13 protein-coding genes are annotated in these 15,352 nt (G+C 62.3%); 9 read left to right on the forward strand and 4 right to left on the reverse strand.

The genetic code is table 11. The features are described 5' to 3' along the window. Positions 1-78: 78 nt before the first annotated feature. Positions 79-1,038: a GAF domain-containing protein gene (locus ACZ1JC_RS14975; protein WP_465136102.1), complete on the forward strand. Its 960-nt coding sequence runs from the start codon at positions 79-81 to the stop codon at positions 1,036-1,038. Positions 1,039-1,348: 310 nt separating this feature from the next. Next, entirely contained in the window at positions 1,349-2,419 is a 1,071-nt protein-coding gene (locus ACZ1JC_RS14980; protein WP_465136101.1) for a L,D-transpeptidase family protein, read from the forward strand. Between the two features lie 318 nt (positions 2,420-2,737). Here ACZ1JC_RS14980 and ACZ1JC_RS14985 read toward each other — a convergent pair whose 3' ends face one another. Both ACZ1JC_RS14985 and ACZ1JC_RS14990 read right to left on the reverse strand, forming a co-directional pair. Further along, complete coding sequence (locus ACZ1JC_RS14985; RefSeq protein ID WP_465136100.1) at positions 2,738-3,190, reverse strand: hypothetical protein; 453 nt, start codon at positions 3,188-3,190, stop codon at positions 2,738-2,740. A gap of 227 nt (positions 3,191-3,417) precedes the next feature. After that, on the reverse strand, positions 3,418-4,314 hold the full coding sequence (locus ACZ1JC_RS14990; RefSeq protein WP_465136099.1) for a zinc-dependent alcohol dehydrogenase family protein: 897 nt from the start codon (positions 4,312-4,314) through the stop codon (positions 3,418-3,420). A 133-nt stretch (positions 4,315-4,447) separates the two neighbouring features. On the opposite strand from ACZ1JC_RS14990, the gene ACZ1JC_RS14995 reads away from it, so the two are divergent. The 3 genes from ACZ1JC_RS14995 (at position 4,448) to ACZ1JC_RS15005 (ending at position 6,193) form a co-directional block, all read left to right on the forward strand. After that, a complete protein-coding gene (locus ACZ1JC_RS14995) occupies positions 4,448-5,365 on the forward strand; it encodes a LysR family transcriptional regulator (protein WP_465136098.1) in 918 nt (305 codons plus the stop codon). A gap of 155 nt (positions 5,366-5,520) precedes the next feature. Further along, a complete protein-coding gene (locus ACZ1JC_RS15000; protein ID WP_465136097.1) occupies positions 5,521-5,799 on the forward strand; it encodes a DUF1330 domain-containing protein in 279 nt (92 codons plus the stop codon). A 91-nt stretch (positions 5,800-5,890) separates the two neighbouring features. Then, on the forward strand, positions 5,891-6,193 hold the full coding sequence (locus ACZ1JC_RS15005; RefSeq protein WP_465136096.1) for an NmrA family NAD(P)-binding protein: 303 nt from the start codon (positions 5,891-5,893) through the stop codon (positions 6,191-6,193). Positions 6,194-6,552: 359 nt separating this feature from the next. Here the strand turns inward: ACZ1JC_RS15005 and rtcR are convergent, their stop codons facing one another. Further along, entirely contained in the window at positions 6,553-8,139 is a 1,587-nt protein-coding gene (gene rtcR, locus ACZ1JC_RS15010; protein ID WP_465136095.1) for an RNA repair transcriptional activator RtcR, read from the reverse strand. 266 nt (positions 8,140-8,405) lie between these two features. Between rtcR and ACZ1JC_RS15015 the strand changes: the two genes are divergently transcribed. The 4 genes from ACZ1JC_RS15015 to rtcA all read left to right on the forward strand — a co-directional run bounded on the left by ACZ1JC_RS15015 (position 8,406) and on the right by rtcA (position 13,643). Next, positions 8,406-9,953, forward strand: a complete 1,548-nt coding sequence (locus tag ACZ1JC_RS15015; RefSeq protein WP_465136094.1) for a vWA domain-containing protein — start codon at positions 8,406-8,408, stop codon at positions 9,951-9,953. 620 nt (positions 9,954-10,573) lie between these two features. Then, complete coding sequence (locus tag ACZ1JC_RS15020) at positions 10,574-11,800, forward strand: RtcB family protein (RefSeq protein ID WP_465136093.1); 1,227 nt, start codon at positions 10,574-10,576, stop codon at positions 11,798-11,800. A 47-nt stretch (positions 11,801-11,847) separates the two neighbouring features. After that, positions 11,848-12,630: a nucleotidyltransferase domain-containing protein gene (locus ACZ1JC_RS15025; RefSeq protein ID WP_465136092.1), complete on the forward strand. Its 783-nt coding sequence runs from the start codon at positions 11,848-11,850 to the stop codon at positions 12,628-12,630. Next, positions 12,627-13,643 (forward strand): RNA 3'-terminal phosphate cyclase, encoded by a 1,017-nt coding sequence (gene rtcA, locus ACZ1JC_RS15030; protein WP_465136091.1) that lies wholly within the window; start codon positions 12,627-12,629, stop codon positions 13,641-13,643. Before ACZ1JC_RS15025 ends, rtcA begins: the two co-directional genes overlap by 4 nt. Before the next feature lie 710 nt (positions 13,644-14,353). Here the strand turns inward: rtcA and ACZ1JC_RS15035 are convergent. Next, positions 14,354-15,352: an autotransporter domain-containing protein gene (locus ACZ1JC_RS15035; protein ID WP_465136090.1), complete on the reverse strand. Its 999-nt coding sequence runs from the start codon at positions 15,350-15,352 to the stop codon at positions 14,354-14,356.

The raw sequence follows: 15,352 nt of genomic DNA on the forward strand, positions 1-15,352 counted from the left end.
GTGTTTTTCCCGATCAATTGGATGATCGACGGGGCGTTGAAATGCAGGTAGATTCCCCGTCCGGAACAGGGGAAAGCGATGGCGGCAGAGGGTTTCCGTCACGGTGAAATTGTCCTTCGCACGGTGCGGTCCGAAACCGCGGCCGCGCTGTCGCCTGTGGCGGCATCCTGGTGCCGCTCCGCGCTGCACTATGGGCTGGATCCCGATAACTTGCGCGATGCGGAGCGATTGGGCGCGGCGTCGATAGCGATGATCTGCGAAGCCAGCGGAGAGCTTCCCTTGATCGCCAAACCCGTGATCGATGCGCTGTTCGGCAGCGTCGGGCGGAGCGGAGCCTGTCTGCTGCTTGCCAATGGCGACGGCGTGGTGCTGGACATGCGGGCCAGCGATGCGGAGCAGGACGTTTTCGTGGCCCACGGTCTGGCGATCGGCGCGGGATGGAGCGAGGCGCGGCAGGGCACCAACGGCATCGGCACCTGCCTGGTGGAACAGCGCGCGGTGACGATCCGGCGTGACGAGCACTTTGCCAGCCGCAACACCGGGGTTTCCTGCATGGCGGCGCCGGTCTTCGATCCGGACGGGCAGGTCATGGCCGCGCTGAACGTTTCCAGCGCGCGCCGCGATCTGGACGAGCCGATGGCTCTGCTGGTGGCCGCGCTGGTGCAGGATGCCGCCCGTTCGATCGAGCGCGACGTGTTCTGCCACCGCTTTGCCGATGCGCGGATCGTGCTGGCGCCCGGAGAGCGCGCGAGCAGCGGCCCGGCGCTGCTGGCGGTGGATCGGGACGATCTGGTGATCGGCGCCACCCGCGCGGCGCGGCGAAGGTTGCGGCTTGAGATCGGCGGTGCGCTGGACCCACGGCCGCTGGGCGACATTCTGGGCCAGCCGGCCGCAGGCGGGTTCGACGATGGCGATCGCACGGTGCTGCGCCAGGCACTGGCGCGGGCAGGGGGCAATGTCTCCGCCGCCGCGCGGCTGCTGGGAATCGGCCGCGCCACGTTCTATCGCCGGATGGACCGGGTGGGGCTCACGGCCTGATCGGTCCGGAAACGACTGAACCTGTCCCGCTGGCGAGACAGGTTTGCCGATCGGGCACCGCGCTCCCCTTGCTCCTCCGGCGGGCGAATCATAGTTTGGCATTGCAGCTTCTCCGGGGCCTCCTCCCTCCGCCGTCTCGGTGAAGCTCAGGCGCTGGCGAGGCCTGTACCTCTCTCCCATCCCCCCGCAGCGGGCCTCGCCGGCGCTTTCCAATCCGAAAAGGTTTCACCTCTGACCGAGGTGTATTTTGCAGCCGCAAGGCGGTTCGGGCGTTTAGCCATCACCCGAACCAGCAAAACCACGGTGTCGCTTGAAGCCTTTTCTCCCCGTCTCGCTGACCATCCTTACCCTGCTGTCCGCCTGCGGATCGGAGAAGCGGGAGCCGGATGCTGCGCCCTCCCAAGCGGCGGGATCGCCCGCTGCAGCCCCCTTGGCTTTCGCCGATGCGGGCGATGACAAAGGGGCGCCGAACAATCCCGTGCTGCGCGCGCAAGTCGCGCTGGACCGGCGCGGTTTCTCGCCCGGCGTGATCGACGGCAAGCAGAGCGCCGCTTATGCGCTGGCGCTGCGGGGATTCCAGCAGTCCCGCGACTTGCCCGAAAGCGGCAAGCTAGATCCCGCCACGCAGCAGGCGCTGTTCGCCGGGCTGGGCGGATCCGGCACGCGTAAGGTACTGATCCCCATCGCCTTCGCCCGGGGGCCGTTCTATCCCGATCTGCCCAAGGACATGGCCGGGCAGGCCAAGTTCGACCATCTCGGCTATCGCAGCATGCGCGAGGCACTGGCCGAACGGTTCCACACCACGCCCGAAGTTCTGCTGGCGCTCAATGGCCCCGGCACCGTGCTGGGCGCGGGCAGGGCGATCCGTGTGCCCGACATCCCCGATGCCGCGCCGGCGTCGATCCCGGACGACAAGACCGGCTGGTCCGACACGCTGGTGCGTCTGGGCATCGCGGCCGATCAGCCGCGCGCCGATCATCTGGTGGTCGACAAGTCTGACGGCGCGCTGCGTGCCTACGACGCGCAGAACCGCCTGATCGCGCAGTTCCCGGTCACCACCGGCAGCGGTCACGATCCGCTGCCGCTCGGCACGTGGAAGATCGTGGGAGAGGCGCGCAATCCCGACTATCACTTCAATCCGGACTTGTTCTGGGATGCCAAGAAGAACGCCAAGGACAAGCTGCTGCCGCCGGGGCCGAATGGGCCGGTGGGCGTGGTCTGGCTGGACTTGTCCAAGGAGCACTACGGCATCCACGGCACGCCGGAACCGCAGAACATCGGCAAGACCGAAAGCCACGGCTGCGTGCGTCTGACCAACTGGGATGCGGCAAGGCTGGCGCAGATGGTTTCAGCGGGGACCAAGGTGGTGTTTCAGGCTTAGGTCGGAAGGCCGGTTTTGATACCGGTTGAGAGAGCCAAAAATTTCAGCGAGGCGGACTCTGCCCCACCGGCCCCGCTCATCCTGAGCCTGTCGAAGGATGGGGCGCCTTGCGTCATGTCTCGTGGGCTTCGACAAGCTCGGTTTGAGCGGGCTGGGAGGTCACTTTGGGTAGGAAATTGCCAGTCCAACGTCTCTCCCATGTCTCGTCGCCCCCGCGAAGGCGGGGCCCCGCTACCTGGAGCCACGACTTCACGCTTGAAAGAAAAAACGGGGTCCCCGCCTGCGCGGGGACGACGACTTTGGGTGGATTTGAGACGGTCAGCTTTTGGTGTCAGCAGGCCAAAAGCGGTTGAGGCGCATCGCCTGAGTTACTGCCCCAAAAGTCGCAAATGAAAGAAGCATAGCGCCTGACACGAATTGTCCCATACCAAAAAAGCCGAGCACGATAGATGAGACGAGCCCGTAAGCTGCGACCGCAGAAAGGCGCCAATCCAACCCTTTCATGAACAGCCCATATTTTAAGGCCTGTCTGTTCGACCCGAACCCTAAATCCTTGGTCGATCTCATCCCTTTGCCGAACATCCAGCGCATGATGAAAAGCTGAGCGATCAGAAACATCGCTCCCGCAGCTATGTAGAGCGGCATGCTGTGCGCCAATCCCAACGGCACTGAGACTAACGCCACAGAAATACAAATCGCCCCGACGGCAGCGATCCTGTTCGCGATTCTTTCGACAAAACGACCAAAAGTGGAAGGGGAATGCTCAGTCATTCCTCGCTTTTATCTAGCATGCGAATGTCCGCAATCGGGAATGGCTTTGATTTTTTTGAATGGCGGACTTGAGACGTTTACCGACCTGCATTTCAACCGAAGGTCGACCCTGAGCGCCGAAGCGCTCAGGTTCAATTCATCAGACTGCCACAACGACCTTGCCGACCTGCTGGTTGGATTCAAGTAAGCGCGTCGCGTCCTGAATCTGAAGGTGAAGATCTTCGAGATCAGGGGATCGAGCGCGCCCGACTCCAGCCCTGCACTGATGAAGGCCTTTGCACGATCGAGGATCTCATCGTTGGAGACGATCTCAGTGTAGAGATAGCCTTGAGCGTCAGACTCTTGCCGAGGACGGCAAACTGCGGGAACGGTCCTTCAACCGGGCTGAGAGCGCCGTATTCAAGCAGAATTCCGCCAACCGCCATGCATTCGGCGAACATCGCAATTGCCGGCCCGCCGATGGGATCGAAGACTACTCGGGCGCCCTTGCCGCCGGTGATCTCGTGCACACGCTCCGTGACATTTTCCTCTTCGGTGGCGATCACATAATGCGCGCCAGCGTCGAGCAGCGCCTGCGCCTTGGCCTGTGTCCTGCTGGTCGCGATCACGGTGGCGCCCACGCTGCGGGCGACCTGGAACGAGGCGATACCGACGCTGCTCGATGCCGCCGAGATGATCACGAAATCGTCGGCACCAAGCTTGGCCCGCTCGATCAGCGCACCCCAGGCGGTGACATACTGCATCCACGACGCAGCGGCCTGCTCGAAAGAGAGGTTCGCAGGGTGCTTCACTACATAGCGTGCGGGGATGTTGATTACTTCGCCGTAGGTCGACCAGCGCGCCATATCGAGCGTCGGAATCACGCTCACTTCGTCGCCTTCGGCAAACCCTGTCACGTCCCCGCCCATCGATTGGACGAGGCCCGCGGCTTCGTAGCCCAGCTGCGAAGGGAAGTGGGCTTCGTGGAGGTAAGCGCCGTTGCGGAACATCACTTCGGCGCGGTTGAGGCCAATCGCGCGCACAGCAATCTGGACCTCGTTAGTGGCGGGGGCCGGCACGTCAATTTCGTCGATGCGCAGTACGTCGGCATCGCCATATTCGTGGAAGCGGACAACACGGGTCATGAAAAATGTCCTTTCTAGCGTCGTACGGCGGCCGTTTCTTCGCTGCACAGGCTAAGATAGACACGCTGACCTCGCTCCATAAGGCTATCAAAACTGACTTTATTGTTATCCATTACGATAATAATCTTCAGCTATGGATTTCATCCGGCAACTTCAGGTCTTCGTCGCCGTGGTCGAGACGGGCAATTTTGCCCGTGCGGCCGATACGCTGAGGATGGCGCGACCTGCGGTCACCAATGCCATTAATAGTCTGGAAAAGGACGTCGGAGCACGACTGCTCCATCGGACGACAAGGCGATCCAGCCTAACCGGCGAAGGCGAACTGCTCTACGCCCATGCCACTGCGGTATTGAAAGATGTCGCCGATACCCGGAACCTCTTTGGAGGATCAGGTGAAAGCCCGAGGGGGCGGCTGCGCATCGACATCCCGGTCGCCCTGGCCAAACCGCTGCTCATTCCTGCACTGCCCGCGTTCCGCGAGGCCTACCCAGACGTCGACATCATGTTGGGCGTAAGCGATCAGCCGGTCGATCTTGTCGCCGATGCCGTCGACTGCGTCCTTCGGATCGGCGTCCTTCCGGTCAGCAGCATGATCGCCCGCAAGATCGCCCAAATGACAATGGTGATCTGCGGATCACCGACCTACCTTGCGCAGCACGGGGAGCCGACAAGTATCGAGGCCCTCCGCGAACATCAGCCGGTCAACTATTTCTCAGGCCGAAGTCACCGCCCAATTCCGTGGTCTCTGCCCGACGGCGTCAACGGCGGCTCGATTGAGATAGGCAGTGCGATCATGGCCAACGACACCCAGACCCTCGTCGGCTGTGCCCTTGCCGGAATGGGACTAGTCCAGGTTCCTCACATGTTCATCGCAGACCATCTGGCACGCGGCGAGCTGGTTCCCGTGTTGACCGGGCTCGGTGACGTCGAGTGGTCGATGTGGATCATGTATCCGAATCGGCAATACCTAGCCCCACAGGTCACGGTGTTCATTGAGTGGATGGTGGCGTTGGTTGCCGCCCAGCGGAGTGAATGGCTCCGTCCGCTTTGAGCGATAATCGCGAGGGTATTGTTACCCGACCGAATAACAGTGTGATTTGAATTCGATGCCTTCATCATCGACTTGGCGACATGTAAACTCCCCTACCGAAACCGAAAGTTGTTAGAAATGACGCCCCTGCTTTCGGTAGTGGCGGAGAAATCATCATGGCAGCCTATGTCAATGTCGAAATGGAAGTGAAGGATCCGGACGCAAAGGATCGCTACTCCAAGCAGGCCGGCCCGGTCATCAAAGAATTTGGCGGCGAATTCATTGCCAGCGGCGCGTGGCATCAGCTGGCGGGGGAGCCAGGATTAAAGAACGGCACGATCATCAGCTTTCCTGGCCGCGAGCAAGCGCTCGCTTGGTACAATTCGCCAGCCTATCAGGCGGCGCTTGCCGATCGTGATGCAGGTATGACCTGCCGTTTTCAGTTGATCGGCTGAACCCAATCTTCGTCCTACGCTTCCCGAACCGGGGCGCGACCATTTGACATTGGTAGGCGGCGTCCTACGCCGCTCAAGCGGAGAGTTGGCAATGACAACTGGCCAATCCGACAAGGTCAAGATTTTCGTCACCGGCGGCACCGGGTACATCGCCGGATCCATCATCCATCTGATGTTGGAACGTGGCTACCTTGCCCGGTTCGACATCACCGTGCTTGTTCGCCGCTCGGCAGATGCAGATGCTATGTGCGCTCTGGGGATTAATCCGGTGCTGGGCAGTCTCGACGACACCGAACTGATCTCCCGGGAAGCCGCAGCGGCGCACGTCGTGCTGAACAATGCGAACTGCGATCATCAACCAAGCGCAGCTGCTATCGTTCGCGGCTTGTCTTAGCGCGCCAGCAGCACGGGGACGACGCCGATCCTGATACACACCTCCGGCGCAGGCGTTCTCTCAACCAACTCGAAAAGGCAGGATCTCTCGCCCGAGAATGATCCCACGGATGCGGTTTGAGACGAGGCAGATGCCGAGGCTCATGCCTCGATACCCGCCTTTGCGCCGCACCGTCTGGTTGACCTTGAGGTCTTCGCCGGAAAGGCGAGAGTTGCTCGCGGCCGCCGCCGTGGGAGTTGCGGCTATCCCAGCCTCGCGCTTCAGAACTGGACACTTGCTTAACGGTCAAGTTGCGCCATTGGGCGTTTGATCGTCTATCGTGCTCCGAGGATGAATGCGGCGTGCGCAAATATCGTCCATTACAGCGTAGCGAAATCCAGCCCGAAGCGAGCTAGATACTTCTTGAGCCGGTCGGCATCATTGGTGCTGCTGCGGCGCGCGCGCGAGGCAGAGAAAAGGCGTCGTCCCGCTTCGGACAAGGACGTGCTCTCGCGGCATGTCTCCACGACGTAAGCTAGCTGAACGCGGTCAAAGGGGTCGATCTCGTCCAGTCTTTCCGCGTCGAGGACTGTTACCAGTCCATCCTCCCTGTTGGCGGTGTTGCTTGACCAGAGGCGTCCAAGTCTGGTGATTTCGTTGTCGACCGTCGCCAGATCGATGCGGCCCTTCGGCGCGAAGGTTGCCATGCGCGTGACGCTCGCGGCGAGGTCGCGGAAGTTGCCGTTCCATTGTGCCTCTCGGGACATCGCAAAGGTCAGATAGCGGCCGCGCGCTTCCTTGTTGAACGAAATTCGTTCGCCTTCGCGTTCGGCGTGGCGATCCAGTTCGTAGTCCAGATTGGGGGCGATATCCTCGCGTCGGTCGGCGAGGCCGGGCAGCGAGAATGTCCAGAGGTTGAGGCGCGCGAAGAGGTCTTCGCGAAAGGTACCGTCGGTCACGCAGCGTGCCAGATCGCGGTTGGTGCCGGCGATAAGCTGGAAGTCGCTGGACACCTCGCTGTCGGCACCTACGGGCAGGAAGCGTTTGTCCTCGATCGCGCGCAGGATCATCGCCTGTTCGTCCAGCCCGAGTTCGCCGATCTCATCGAGGAACAGCATCCCGCCATCGGCGCTGCGTAGCAGGCCGGCGCGGTCGGCTGCAGCGCCGGTGAAGGCGCCCTTTTTGTGTCCGAACAGGGCTGACATGGCGCTGTCGCCGCGCAAGGTGGCGCAGTTGACCTCTACGAACGGGCCGGAGACTTGCCGCTTCACTTTCTTGAGATCGTGGATGCGGCGGGCGAGTTGGCTCTTGCCTGCGCCGGTGGGGCCCATCAACAGGATTGGCGCGCGGGTGCGCGAGGCGACCTGTTCGATCTCCTCGATCATCGCGTTGAAGGCAGCGTTGCGGGTTTCGATCCCCGACTTCAGGAATGACGCGCTTTCCCGGCTGTCTTCGGCGAACCGGGTGGCGATGGAATCGTAGCGCGACAGGTCGAGGTCGATCACGCTCCAGGTGCCGGGCGCGGTGGCGCCTTCGCGGCGGCTGGGCTGCGTCTGAAGTAGGCGACCGGGCAGGTAATGCGCCTCTGTCAGCAGGAACAGGCAGATCTGCGCGACGTGGGTGCCGGTGGTGATGTGGACCAGCAGGTCTTCCGCTTCGGGGTCGATCTTCAGGGTGCGGGTGAAATCCAGCAGCTTCCCGTAGACTTCCTCGAAATCCCAGGGGTCCTGAAAATCGACGACATGGCGCTCGACTGTGGTTTCGGGCGAGACGGAGGCGATGTCCTCGCTGACATAGTCGGCAAGGCGGCTGTGCCCCGTGCCGTGCATCATCACGAAGCGGTCGACGCGCAAGTCTTCATGCATGGCCAGCGCCACCGAGGGGCGCCACTTCATCCAGCGCGAGGGGCCGAACTTGGACGCATCAAGCGTGGAGCCGAGGAAACCGATGACGGTAGTTGATCGCATATATGATTGGATATCAGTTTATATAAATAGATACAAATCTAGGTCGCCATCTTTTGGCAATATCAGGCAGGAGCGGCGACGGACTCTGGAAATTTGGCAGATTTCCGGGATTTTCAAATTTTTCTTCGGCGCAAAATCGAATTTGGCACGGTGCCTGCAATTACTGTTCCGTCGGAGCGGTCGAACACTCCGGCACGATGAAGCGGGAAAGCGGGGCGGCCGGAATGGGCCGGCTGCCTCCACTCCCGGAACAAGGAATTGCAACCATGGCTCTCAAGCGCCTCTTTGCTGGCACCGCTTCGCGGTTTCTGCCGCGCGCCGATGTGGTGAACCATGCAGGCGGCGTGGCTTATGCCTATGGTCCCGAAGCGAAGCTCGCTCAGCTGGCCGCCACCGGTTCGCTGTCCGACGGGTTCTACTCCGGCGCCGAAGCGCAGCTTGCCGATGTGCTGGCTGCCGCTGCGGACATTTCGCCCGAGTTTGTGGCGAAGGCTGCGGTCTATGCCCGCAAGTCCGGCGCGATGAAGGATATGCCGGCTTTGCTGACGGCCTACCTGACCACGGCCGATCCCGATCTTGCGCCCCGCGTTTTCGGGCGCGTGATCGACAACGGCCGCATGCTGCGCACTTTTGTGCAGATCATGCGCTCCGGGCAGGTCGGGCGGCGTTCGCTGGGTTCGCGTCCCAAGCGGCTCGTGCGCGAGTGGCTGGAGGCAGCATCGATGCAGCGCCTGATGGCGGCGGCAACCGGCAACGACCCCTCTCTGGCGGATATCGTCAAGATGGTTCACCCGGCGCCGGCGTCGGCAGAACGGCGCGCGTTCTACGGCTGGCTGATCGGCAAGCCCTATGACACCGCCGCGCTGCCGGCCGAAATCGCCGCGTTCGAGGCGTGGAAGCGGGATACCTCGCTGCCGCTGCCCCCGGTGCCGTTCGAATGGCTGACCGCGCACGTGCTCTCTGCGGAGCAGTGGGGCGAATTGGCCGGACGGATGGGCTGGCAGGCGCTGCGCATGAACCTCAACACGCTTGCCCGCAACGGCGCCTTCACGGTGCCGGGGGTGAGCGAGGCGGTGGCAAGGCGGCTCGGCGATACCGAGGCGCTCTCCCGTGCGCGGGTCATGCCTTACCAACTCATGGTCGCCATGGGGCAAGTGGGGGATGGCGTGCAGCTGGACGTGCAGGCGGCGCTGGAAAAGGCGCTGGAATCCTCGCTTGCGAAGGTTCCGGTCCTTGCCGGCAATGTCGTGGTCTGTCCGGACGTCTCGGGCTCGATGTCAACGCCGGTAACCGGCTATCGCAAGGGCGCGAGTTCGAAAGTGCGGTGCATCGATGTTGCGGCTCTGGTCGCGGCGGCGATGCTGAGGGGCAACCGTCAGGCCCGCGTACTGCCTTTCGAGTTCAACGTGGTTTCGTTGAAGCTCGATCCCAAGGCCCGAGTGGCGGTGAACGCCGCGAAGTTGGCCGGGGTTTGCGGAGGCGGCACCAATGTCTCGGCACCGCTGGCTCTGCTCAATCGTGAGCGGGCGAAGGTCGACACCGTGGTGATCGTTTCGGACAACGAGTCCTGGGTCGATCCCTCACGGCACGGCGCCACGGCGACGATGGATGAGTGGAACCGGCTGAAGGCCCGCAACCCGGGCGCGAAGCTGATCTGTGTCGACATCGCACCTCAAGGCTCCACGCAGGCAAAAAGCCGGGCGGACATTCTGAATGTCGGCGGCTTCACCGATGCAGTGTTCGACGCAATGGCGCGTTTTGCCTCCGGGCAGACGCGCGACTGGGTCGAAATCGTGAACGAAACGGAGGTTTGAAGAACGAAGACGATTGCATCCTCGGCGAATGAGGCAAGGACTACACGTGTCGCAGGTTCGACTCCTGCCCGCTCGGAAACGAACGGTAGCTCAGCTGGTAGAGCGGTCTTTGCCATACCTCGTCGCCGGAATGCATCACTTCAGGCCGTGGCGAATGCCGGTGGGACTACATTGGCACCATACATAGGTCCGACGAGTAAAGCGCCCTGATCCTTCCCATCCTCGCGATGGGATGGATGGGGGAGATGCGGGTTCGAATCCCGCCTTGCCATGTAGCTTAAGGACCGCGTCTCGCCATTTCTCGTCGCCACGGCCGAGCCACTTTTTCACGGCGAATGCCGGAAGGTCTACACGACTGTTAATCGCCAGGTCGCGGGTTCGAGCCCCGCTTCGGCCACCATCGGGGCCGGATAGCTCAGTGGGTAGAGCAGGAACGACTTTCCAATCCTTCGTCGCCGTGACCCAATTCAAAGCTGGCGAATGCCGGCGGGACTACATCGGTAAAGGCCGAAAGGCCGAGCGGTTCGATTCCGCCCCGGATGAAGCCGAAAGGATTTCACCGGGATGTCTCGCCAAACCTCGTCGCCAGCACCTATGACGTATTTTCAAGGAGATCGGCCATGACCGACACCAGTTTCGAATTCCGGCAGGTCGAAGGCGGCGTGCCCATCAAGATGTGGACCCGCGGCGTGCCCGTGGACGAGAAGGCGAAGGACCAGCTTGCTGCGGCCTCGAAGATGCCGTTCATTTTCCGCCATGTGGCGGCCATGCCCGACGTGCATGTCGGCATTGGCGCCACCGTGGGCTCGGTTATCCCGACCAAGGGCGCGGTGATCCCGGCGGCTGTCGGCGTTGACATTGGCTGCGGCATGATGGCCGCGCGCACTTCGCTGATGGCGCATGACCTGCCGGATAGTCTGGACGGCATCCGTTCGGCCATCGAACAGGCAGTGCCGCACGGGCGCGTCGTTGGGCGCGGCAAGCGCGACCACGGTTCGTGGGGCGCGCCGCCGCCGGCCATTGTCGAAGCCTGGGCGACGCTCGCGGTGCGCTTCGAGCGGCTGTGCGACAAGCACCCGCGTCTGAAGAACACCAACAACCTCACGCATCTCGGCACGCTGGGTACGGGCAACCACTTCATCGAGCTTTGCCTCGACGAAGAGGCGCGGGTCTGGATCATGCTGCACTCGGGCTCGCGCGGAGTCGGCAACGCCATCGGCACGTTCTTCATCGAACTGGCCAAGCAGGACATGCGCAAATGGCACATCAACCTGCCGGACGAGGACCTTGCCTACTTTCCGGAAGGAACCGATCACTTCGACGACTATGTCGAGGCGGTGGAGTGGGCGCAGGACTTCGCGGCGCTGAACCGGCGCATGATGATGGCGCAGGTCATCGCCGCGCTGCGCCTGAAGATCGCTAAGCCCTTCGATGCCGAACTGGAAGCGGTGAACTGCCATCACAACTATGTGACGCGGGAGAACCACTTCGGGGAGAACGTGCTGGTGACCCGCAAGGGTGCGGTGCGGGCCGCCAATGGCACCTTGGGGATCATCCCGGGTTCGATGGGCGCGAAGAGCTTTATCGTGCGCGGGCTCGGCAACCCGGAGAGCTTCCACAGCTGCTCGCACGGGGCGGGCCGGGTGATGAGCCGCAACGAGGCCAAGCGGCAGGTGTCGCTGGCCGAGCATGTGGCTGACACGGCCGGTGTCGAATGCCGCAAGGATGCGGGCGTCATCGATGAGACGCCGCGCGCCTACAAGCCGATCGAGGCGGTGATGGCGGCCCAGGCCGACCTCGTCGAGATCGTCCATACCTTGAAGCAGGTGGTCTGCGTGAAGGGGTGATCCCTTCACGCAGACCAACGCACCCTAAATCGAATGGAGTGAATACCGTGACCGGGCCAATCGACCCGACCGTAAAGGCTGAAATCGACCGGCGCCTTGCCGCAATCGAGACGGACGACGGTGCGCACCTGTTGCTGGCGGTGGAATCGGGCTCGCGGGCCTGGGGCTTTCCCTCGCCCGACAGCGACTACGATGTGCGCTTTGTCTATGTGCGGGCCCGCGATGCCTATTTGGCGCTGCGGCCGCCGCGCGACGTGGTCGAGCGGCCCATCGTCGACGAGATCGACGTCAACGGCTGGGATCTGCGCAAGCTGCTTGGTCTGATGCTGAAGTCGAACGCGACTGGCAGTGAGTGGCTGCAATCGCCAATCCGCTATCGCGCGGACCATCCGGCGATGACGCGGGTGGCGGACTTGGCAGACATGGTTTTCGACCCGCGCGGCGTTGCCCGGCACTATGCCAGTCTTGGCCGCAATGCGGTGGATCGTTGGCCCGACGACGCGCCGGTGCCCGTGAAGCGCTACTTTTACGCGCTTCGCCCGGCGCTTGCGATTCGGGCCTTGCGGCTTGATCCGTCGCGGCGGCCGCCGATGAATCTCCAGCAGCTCATGGCAGTGACCGATCTTTCATTCGCCACTGTGGCGATGATCGAGGGTCTGGTCGCCGCCAAGCGCGAAACGCGCGAGCAGGGCAATGCCCGGCGCTATCCCGAACTCGACGCTCTGATCCGCGACGAGCTGGGGCGCGGGGGCGAATTGCCTGAGCGACCCATGCCGTCTGACGCATTCCGGACGGCGGAAGACATTTTTCTGGACTTAGTAAACTCATGATCGAAATCGATGGATCTGAAGGCGAGGGTGGCGGGCAGGTCGTGCGCAATTCCTGCGCGCTCTCGCTTGTCACCGGAAAGCCTTTCCGCATCACCAAGGTGCGCGGAAATCGCTCGAAGCCCGGCCTGATGCGCCAGCACGTAACCGCCGTTGAGGCGGCGGCGCGGATCGGCAATGCGGATGTGCAGGGCCTTGAGGTTGGCTCGCAAGAAATCGAGTTCCGGCCGGGCCGGGTCGAGCCGGGCGAATACCATTTCTCGGTGGGCACGGCGGGCAGCACCGGTCTGGTCCTCCAGACCGTGCTGATGCCTCTGGTTATGGCCGACCGGCCTTCGCGGCTGGTGCTGGAAGGCGGCACCCACAACATGCTCGCACCGCCGTTTGATTTCATCGAGCGAACCTTCCTGCCGGTCATCAACCGAATGGGACCCAAGGTGGCGGCCCGGCTGGTGCGGCATGGTTTCTACCCGCGCGGCGGCGGTCGTATAGAGGTGGACATCACGCCCGCCCCGCTTCTCCCGATCGAATGCCTCGAATCCGGGGCTTTGGGTGATGCTTCGGCTCAGGTCGTGTTTGCGGGCCTGCCCGGCGAAATCGCCCTGCGAATGATGGCGCGGCTCCGCAAGGATTTTCCGGATTGGTCGGAGGAAGCCTTTTCACTGCGCGAACTGCCGGCCGATCAGGGGCCTGGGATCATTCTGATGATCGAGGCGCGCAAGGACGCGGTGACCGAAATCGCCAGCGGATTCGGACAACTCGGCGTTCCCGCAGAGCGTCTGGCAAAGACGGCGGCGGGACGGCTCAAAGGCTACGTCGCGTCGGGCGCATTCGCAGGGCCATACCTTGCCGATCAGTTGCTCCTGCCGTTTGCCCTTGCGGGCGGGGGAACGTTTACGACCGTGAAGCCAAGCGGCCATCTGTTGACGGCAATGGAAATCGCCCAGCGTTTTCTGGACACCCGGATTTCACTGAAGCTGGGCGACTGTGGGCGCCATCAGCTCACATTCGGATAGACAAAGCTGGATGGTCGCAGCTGGAGAGAGCTGCTGGATCGTCCGCCGTGCTCCGCGCTGATCCACGGCTGTATGCTGAGGATCAGATTTCGAGCATGATCGAAGGCCTCTCAATCTTGAAGTTTTAGTAATTATGGGGTAGTCGAAAATAACGTTCTGGATTTCGGAAATTTCCTTCTAAACTTATATGTGGAAAACATTTTTGGCATCAATAATGATGATGATTTGTCTGTGTGGCGACGTGTTATATAAATATACTTAAGATAGTGATTTTTTTCGAGTTTTCGTCTGGGCGTCATCGCTTCTCAAGTGATTGAGAATGTTGGGGGATCAACGCAAGATGGTCCCCAAAACTCATTCTGCCGCGGTTTGGTGCCGATAATCGGGTCGCAAGACCCCAAAAATCCGCAAAAACGCGCCCCTCGCGGCGGCTAAGGCTTCAGTCCCGGTTTGCTGCCGAAAGGCCTGTGCTTCCTGGTGAGCGATTTTATGTCACCGCAACGTTCCTTGCGATGTGCAAGTAGTCCTCTTTTGGTCGCGATGGATCTTCGCAGCGGAACGCAGCGAGCGCGGCGTGCGTGCGCGCGCAAAGAATTTCCAGACATGTCTAGAGCGTTTTCTAATCAGGTGGAATCACCTGATGACTCGGAAAACGCGTCCAACCAATAATTTAGAGCAGCCGAGCCGACGCAGTCGGATCGGAATTTGCTCTAAAAAGACTGGCGCAGTGATATGCCTGCGGACGTCGTATTCCCGGCCAGCGCGTCGAAGCTGCGCGTGGCGTAGATATCGAGGCCCAGACTGTCGGTGATCCGCATGTTGGCGGTGGCGCCCACTTCCCACCAGCCATCGTCGATATGCCGCGCGGGCATCACGCCGGTGAGTTCCGCCTTGATCGCATCTTCCCGGCTGCGCACCAGCACTTCGGACACTGCATTACTGGTCCAGGCGCGGGCGATCGAAAGGCCGACGTACTGTTTGCCTTCGCGGCCGAAGGCATGATCGATGCGCATCGTCGCGGCCGCGTTCCAGGTGGGCTCGTTGGTTTCCAGGTCGACGACGCCGGCTTCCTCGGGCGCGGGGTGAAGCAGCCGGCCGTGGGCATAGGACATCGTCATCGTGGGCGTGGCGAACAGGCGGCTGCCCAGCGGCAGAACCCGGCCGAAATCGCCGCCCAGCGAATAGTAGGGGCTGCCCTTGGCGCCGGTGCTGGCGCGCTTGCCGGCGTCGGTGCTGATGCGGCCATAGTCCTGCCAGCCATAGCTGGCCCAGCCATCCACCACCCAATTGTCGAAATTGCCGCCGCCGCCGATCGTGCCGACCAGATAGTCGGACGGCAAGGCGGTATCGGCCTGCAGCAGGGTGCCGTGATAGCGCATCAGCGATCCGCGCAGATAGCCGCGCCCGATCTGCCGGGTCAGCGCCAGCGACTGCCACGATCCGTTGGGCCCATCATCGCGATTGCTGATGCCGGCGGCGGCGGACAGGCTCCACAGCTTCGGTGAGGTGTCGGCGGCCGACGATACCGACGGAGCATCGGTAGCTGTAACGGCCGTAGCCGCTGCCGACGGTGCCGTGGTCGTGTCCTGCGTGGATGCCTGCCCAGTCTCGTAGCCAGTCTCGTACCCAGTTTCCTGCGCCAGAGCGGGGGGGGCGCAAATCAGGGCGCAGAGGCCTACGGGGCCCGCCACAAGCGAGCGCTTCGTCAT

The organism is Sphingomonas sp. BL-S-28 (genome assembly GCF_055521515.1).

Bases quoted from the DNA above. Each gene is read 5' to 3' on its own strand.
- rtcA (WP_465136091.1), top strand. From the start codon at position 12,627: ATGATCGAAATCGATGGATCTGAAGGCGAGGGTGGCGGGCAGGTCGTG.
- ACZ1JC_RS14990 (WP_465136099.1), bottom strand. From the start codon at position 4,314: ATGACCCGTGTTGTCCGCTTCCACGAATATGGCGATGCCGACGTACTG.
- ACZ1JC_RS15035 (WP_465136090.1), bottom strand. From the start codon at position 15,352: ATGACGAAGCGCTCGCTTGTGGCGGGCCCCGTAGGCCTCTGCGCCCTG.
- ACZ1JC_RS15015 (WP_465136094.1), top strand. From the start codon at position 8,406: ATGGCTCTCAAGCGCCTCTTTGCTGGCACCGCTTCGCGGTTTCTGCCG.
- ACZ1JC_RS14995 (WP_465136098.1), top strand. From the start codon at position 4,448: ATGGATTTCATCCGGCAACTTCAGGTCTTCGTCGCCGTGGTCGAGACG.
- ACZ1JC_RS15000 (WP_465136097.1), top strand. From the start codon at position 5,521: ATGGCAGCCTATGTCAATGTCGAAATGGAAGTGAAGGATCCGGACGCA.
- rtcR (WP_465136095.1), bottom strand. From the start codon at position 8,139: ATGCGATCAACTACCGTCATCGGTTTCCTCGGCTCCACGCTTGATGCG.
- ACZ1JC_RS14975 (WP_465136102.1), top strand. From the start codon at position 79: ATGGCGGCAGAGGGTTTCCGTCACGGTGAAATTGTCCTTCGCACGGTG.
- ACZ1JC_RS15005 (WP_465136096.1), top strand. From the start codon at position 5,891: ATGACAACTGGCCAATCCGACAAGGTCAAGATTTTCGTCACCGGCGGC.
- ACZ1JC_RS14985 (WP_465136100.1), bottom strand. From the start codon at position 3,190: ATGACTGAGCATTCCCCTTCCACTTTTGGTCGTTTTGTCGAAAGAATC.
- ACZ1JC_RS15020 (WP_465136093.1), top strand. From the start codon at position 10,574: ATGACCGACACCAGTTTCGAATTCCGGCAGGTCGAAGGCGGCGTGCCC.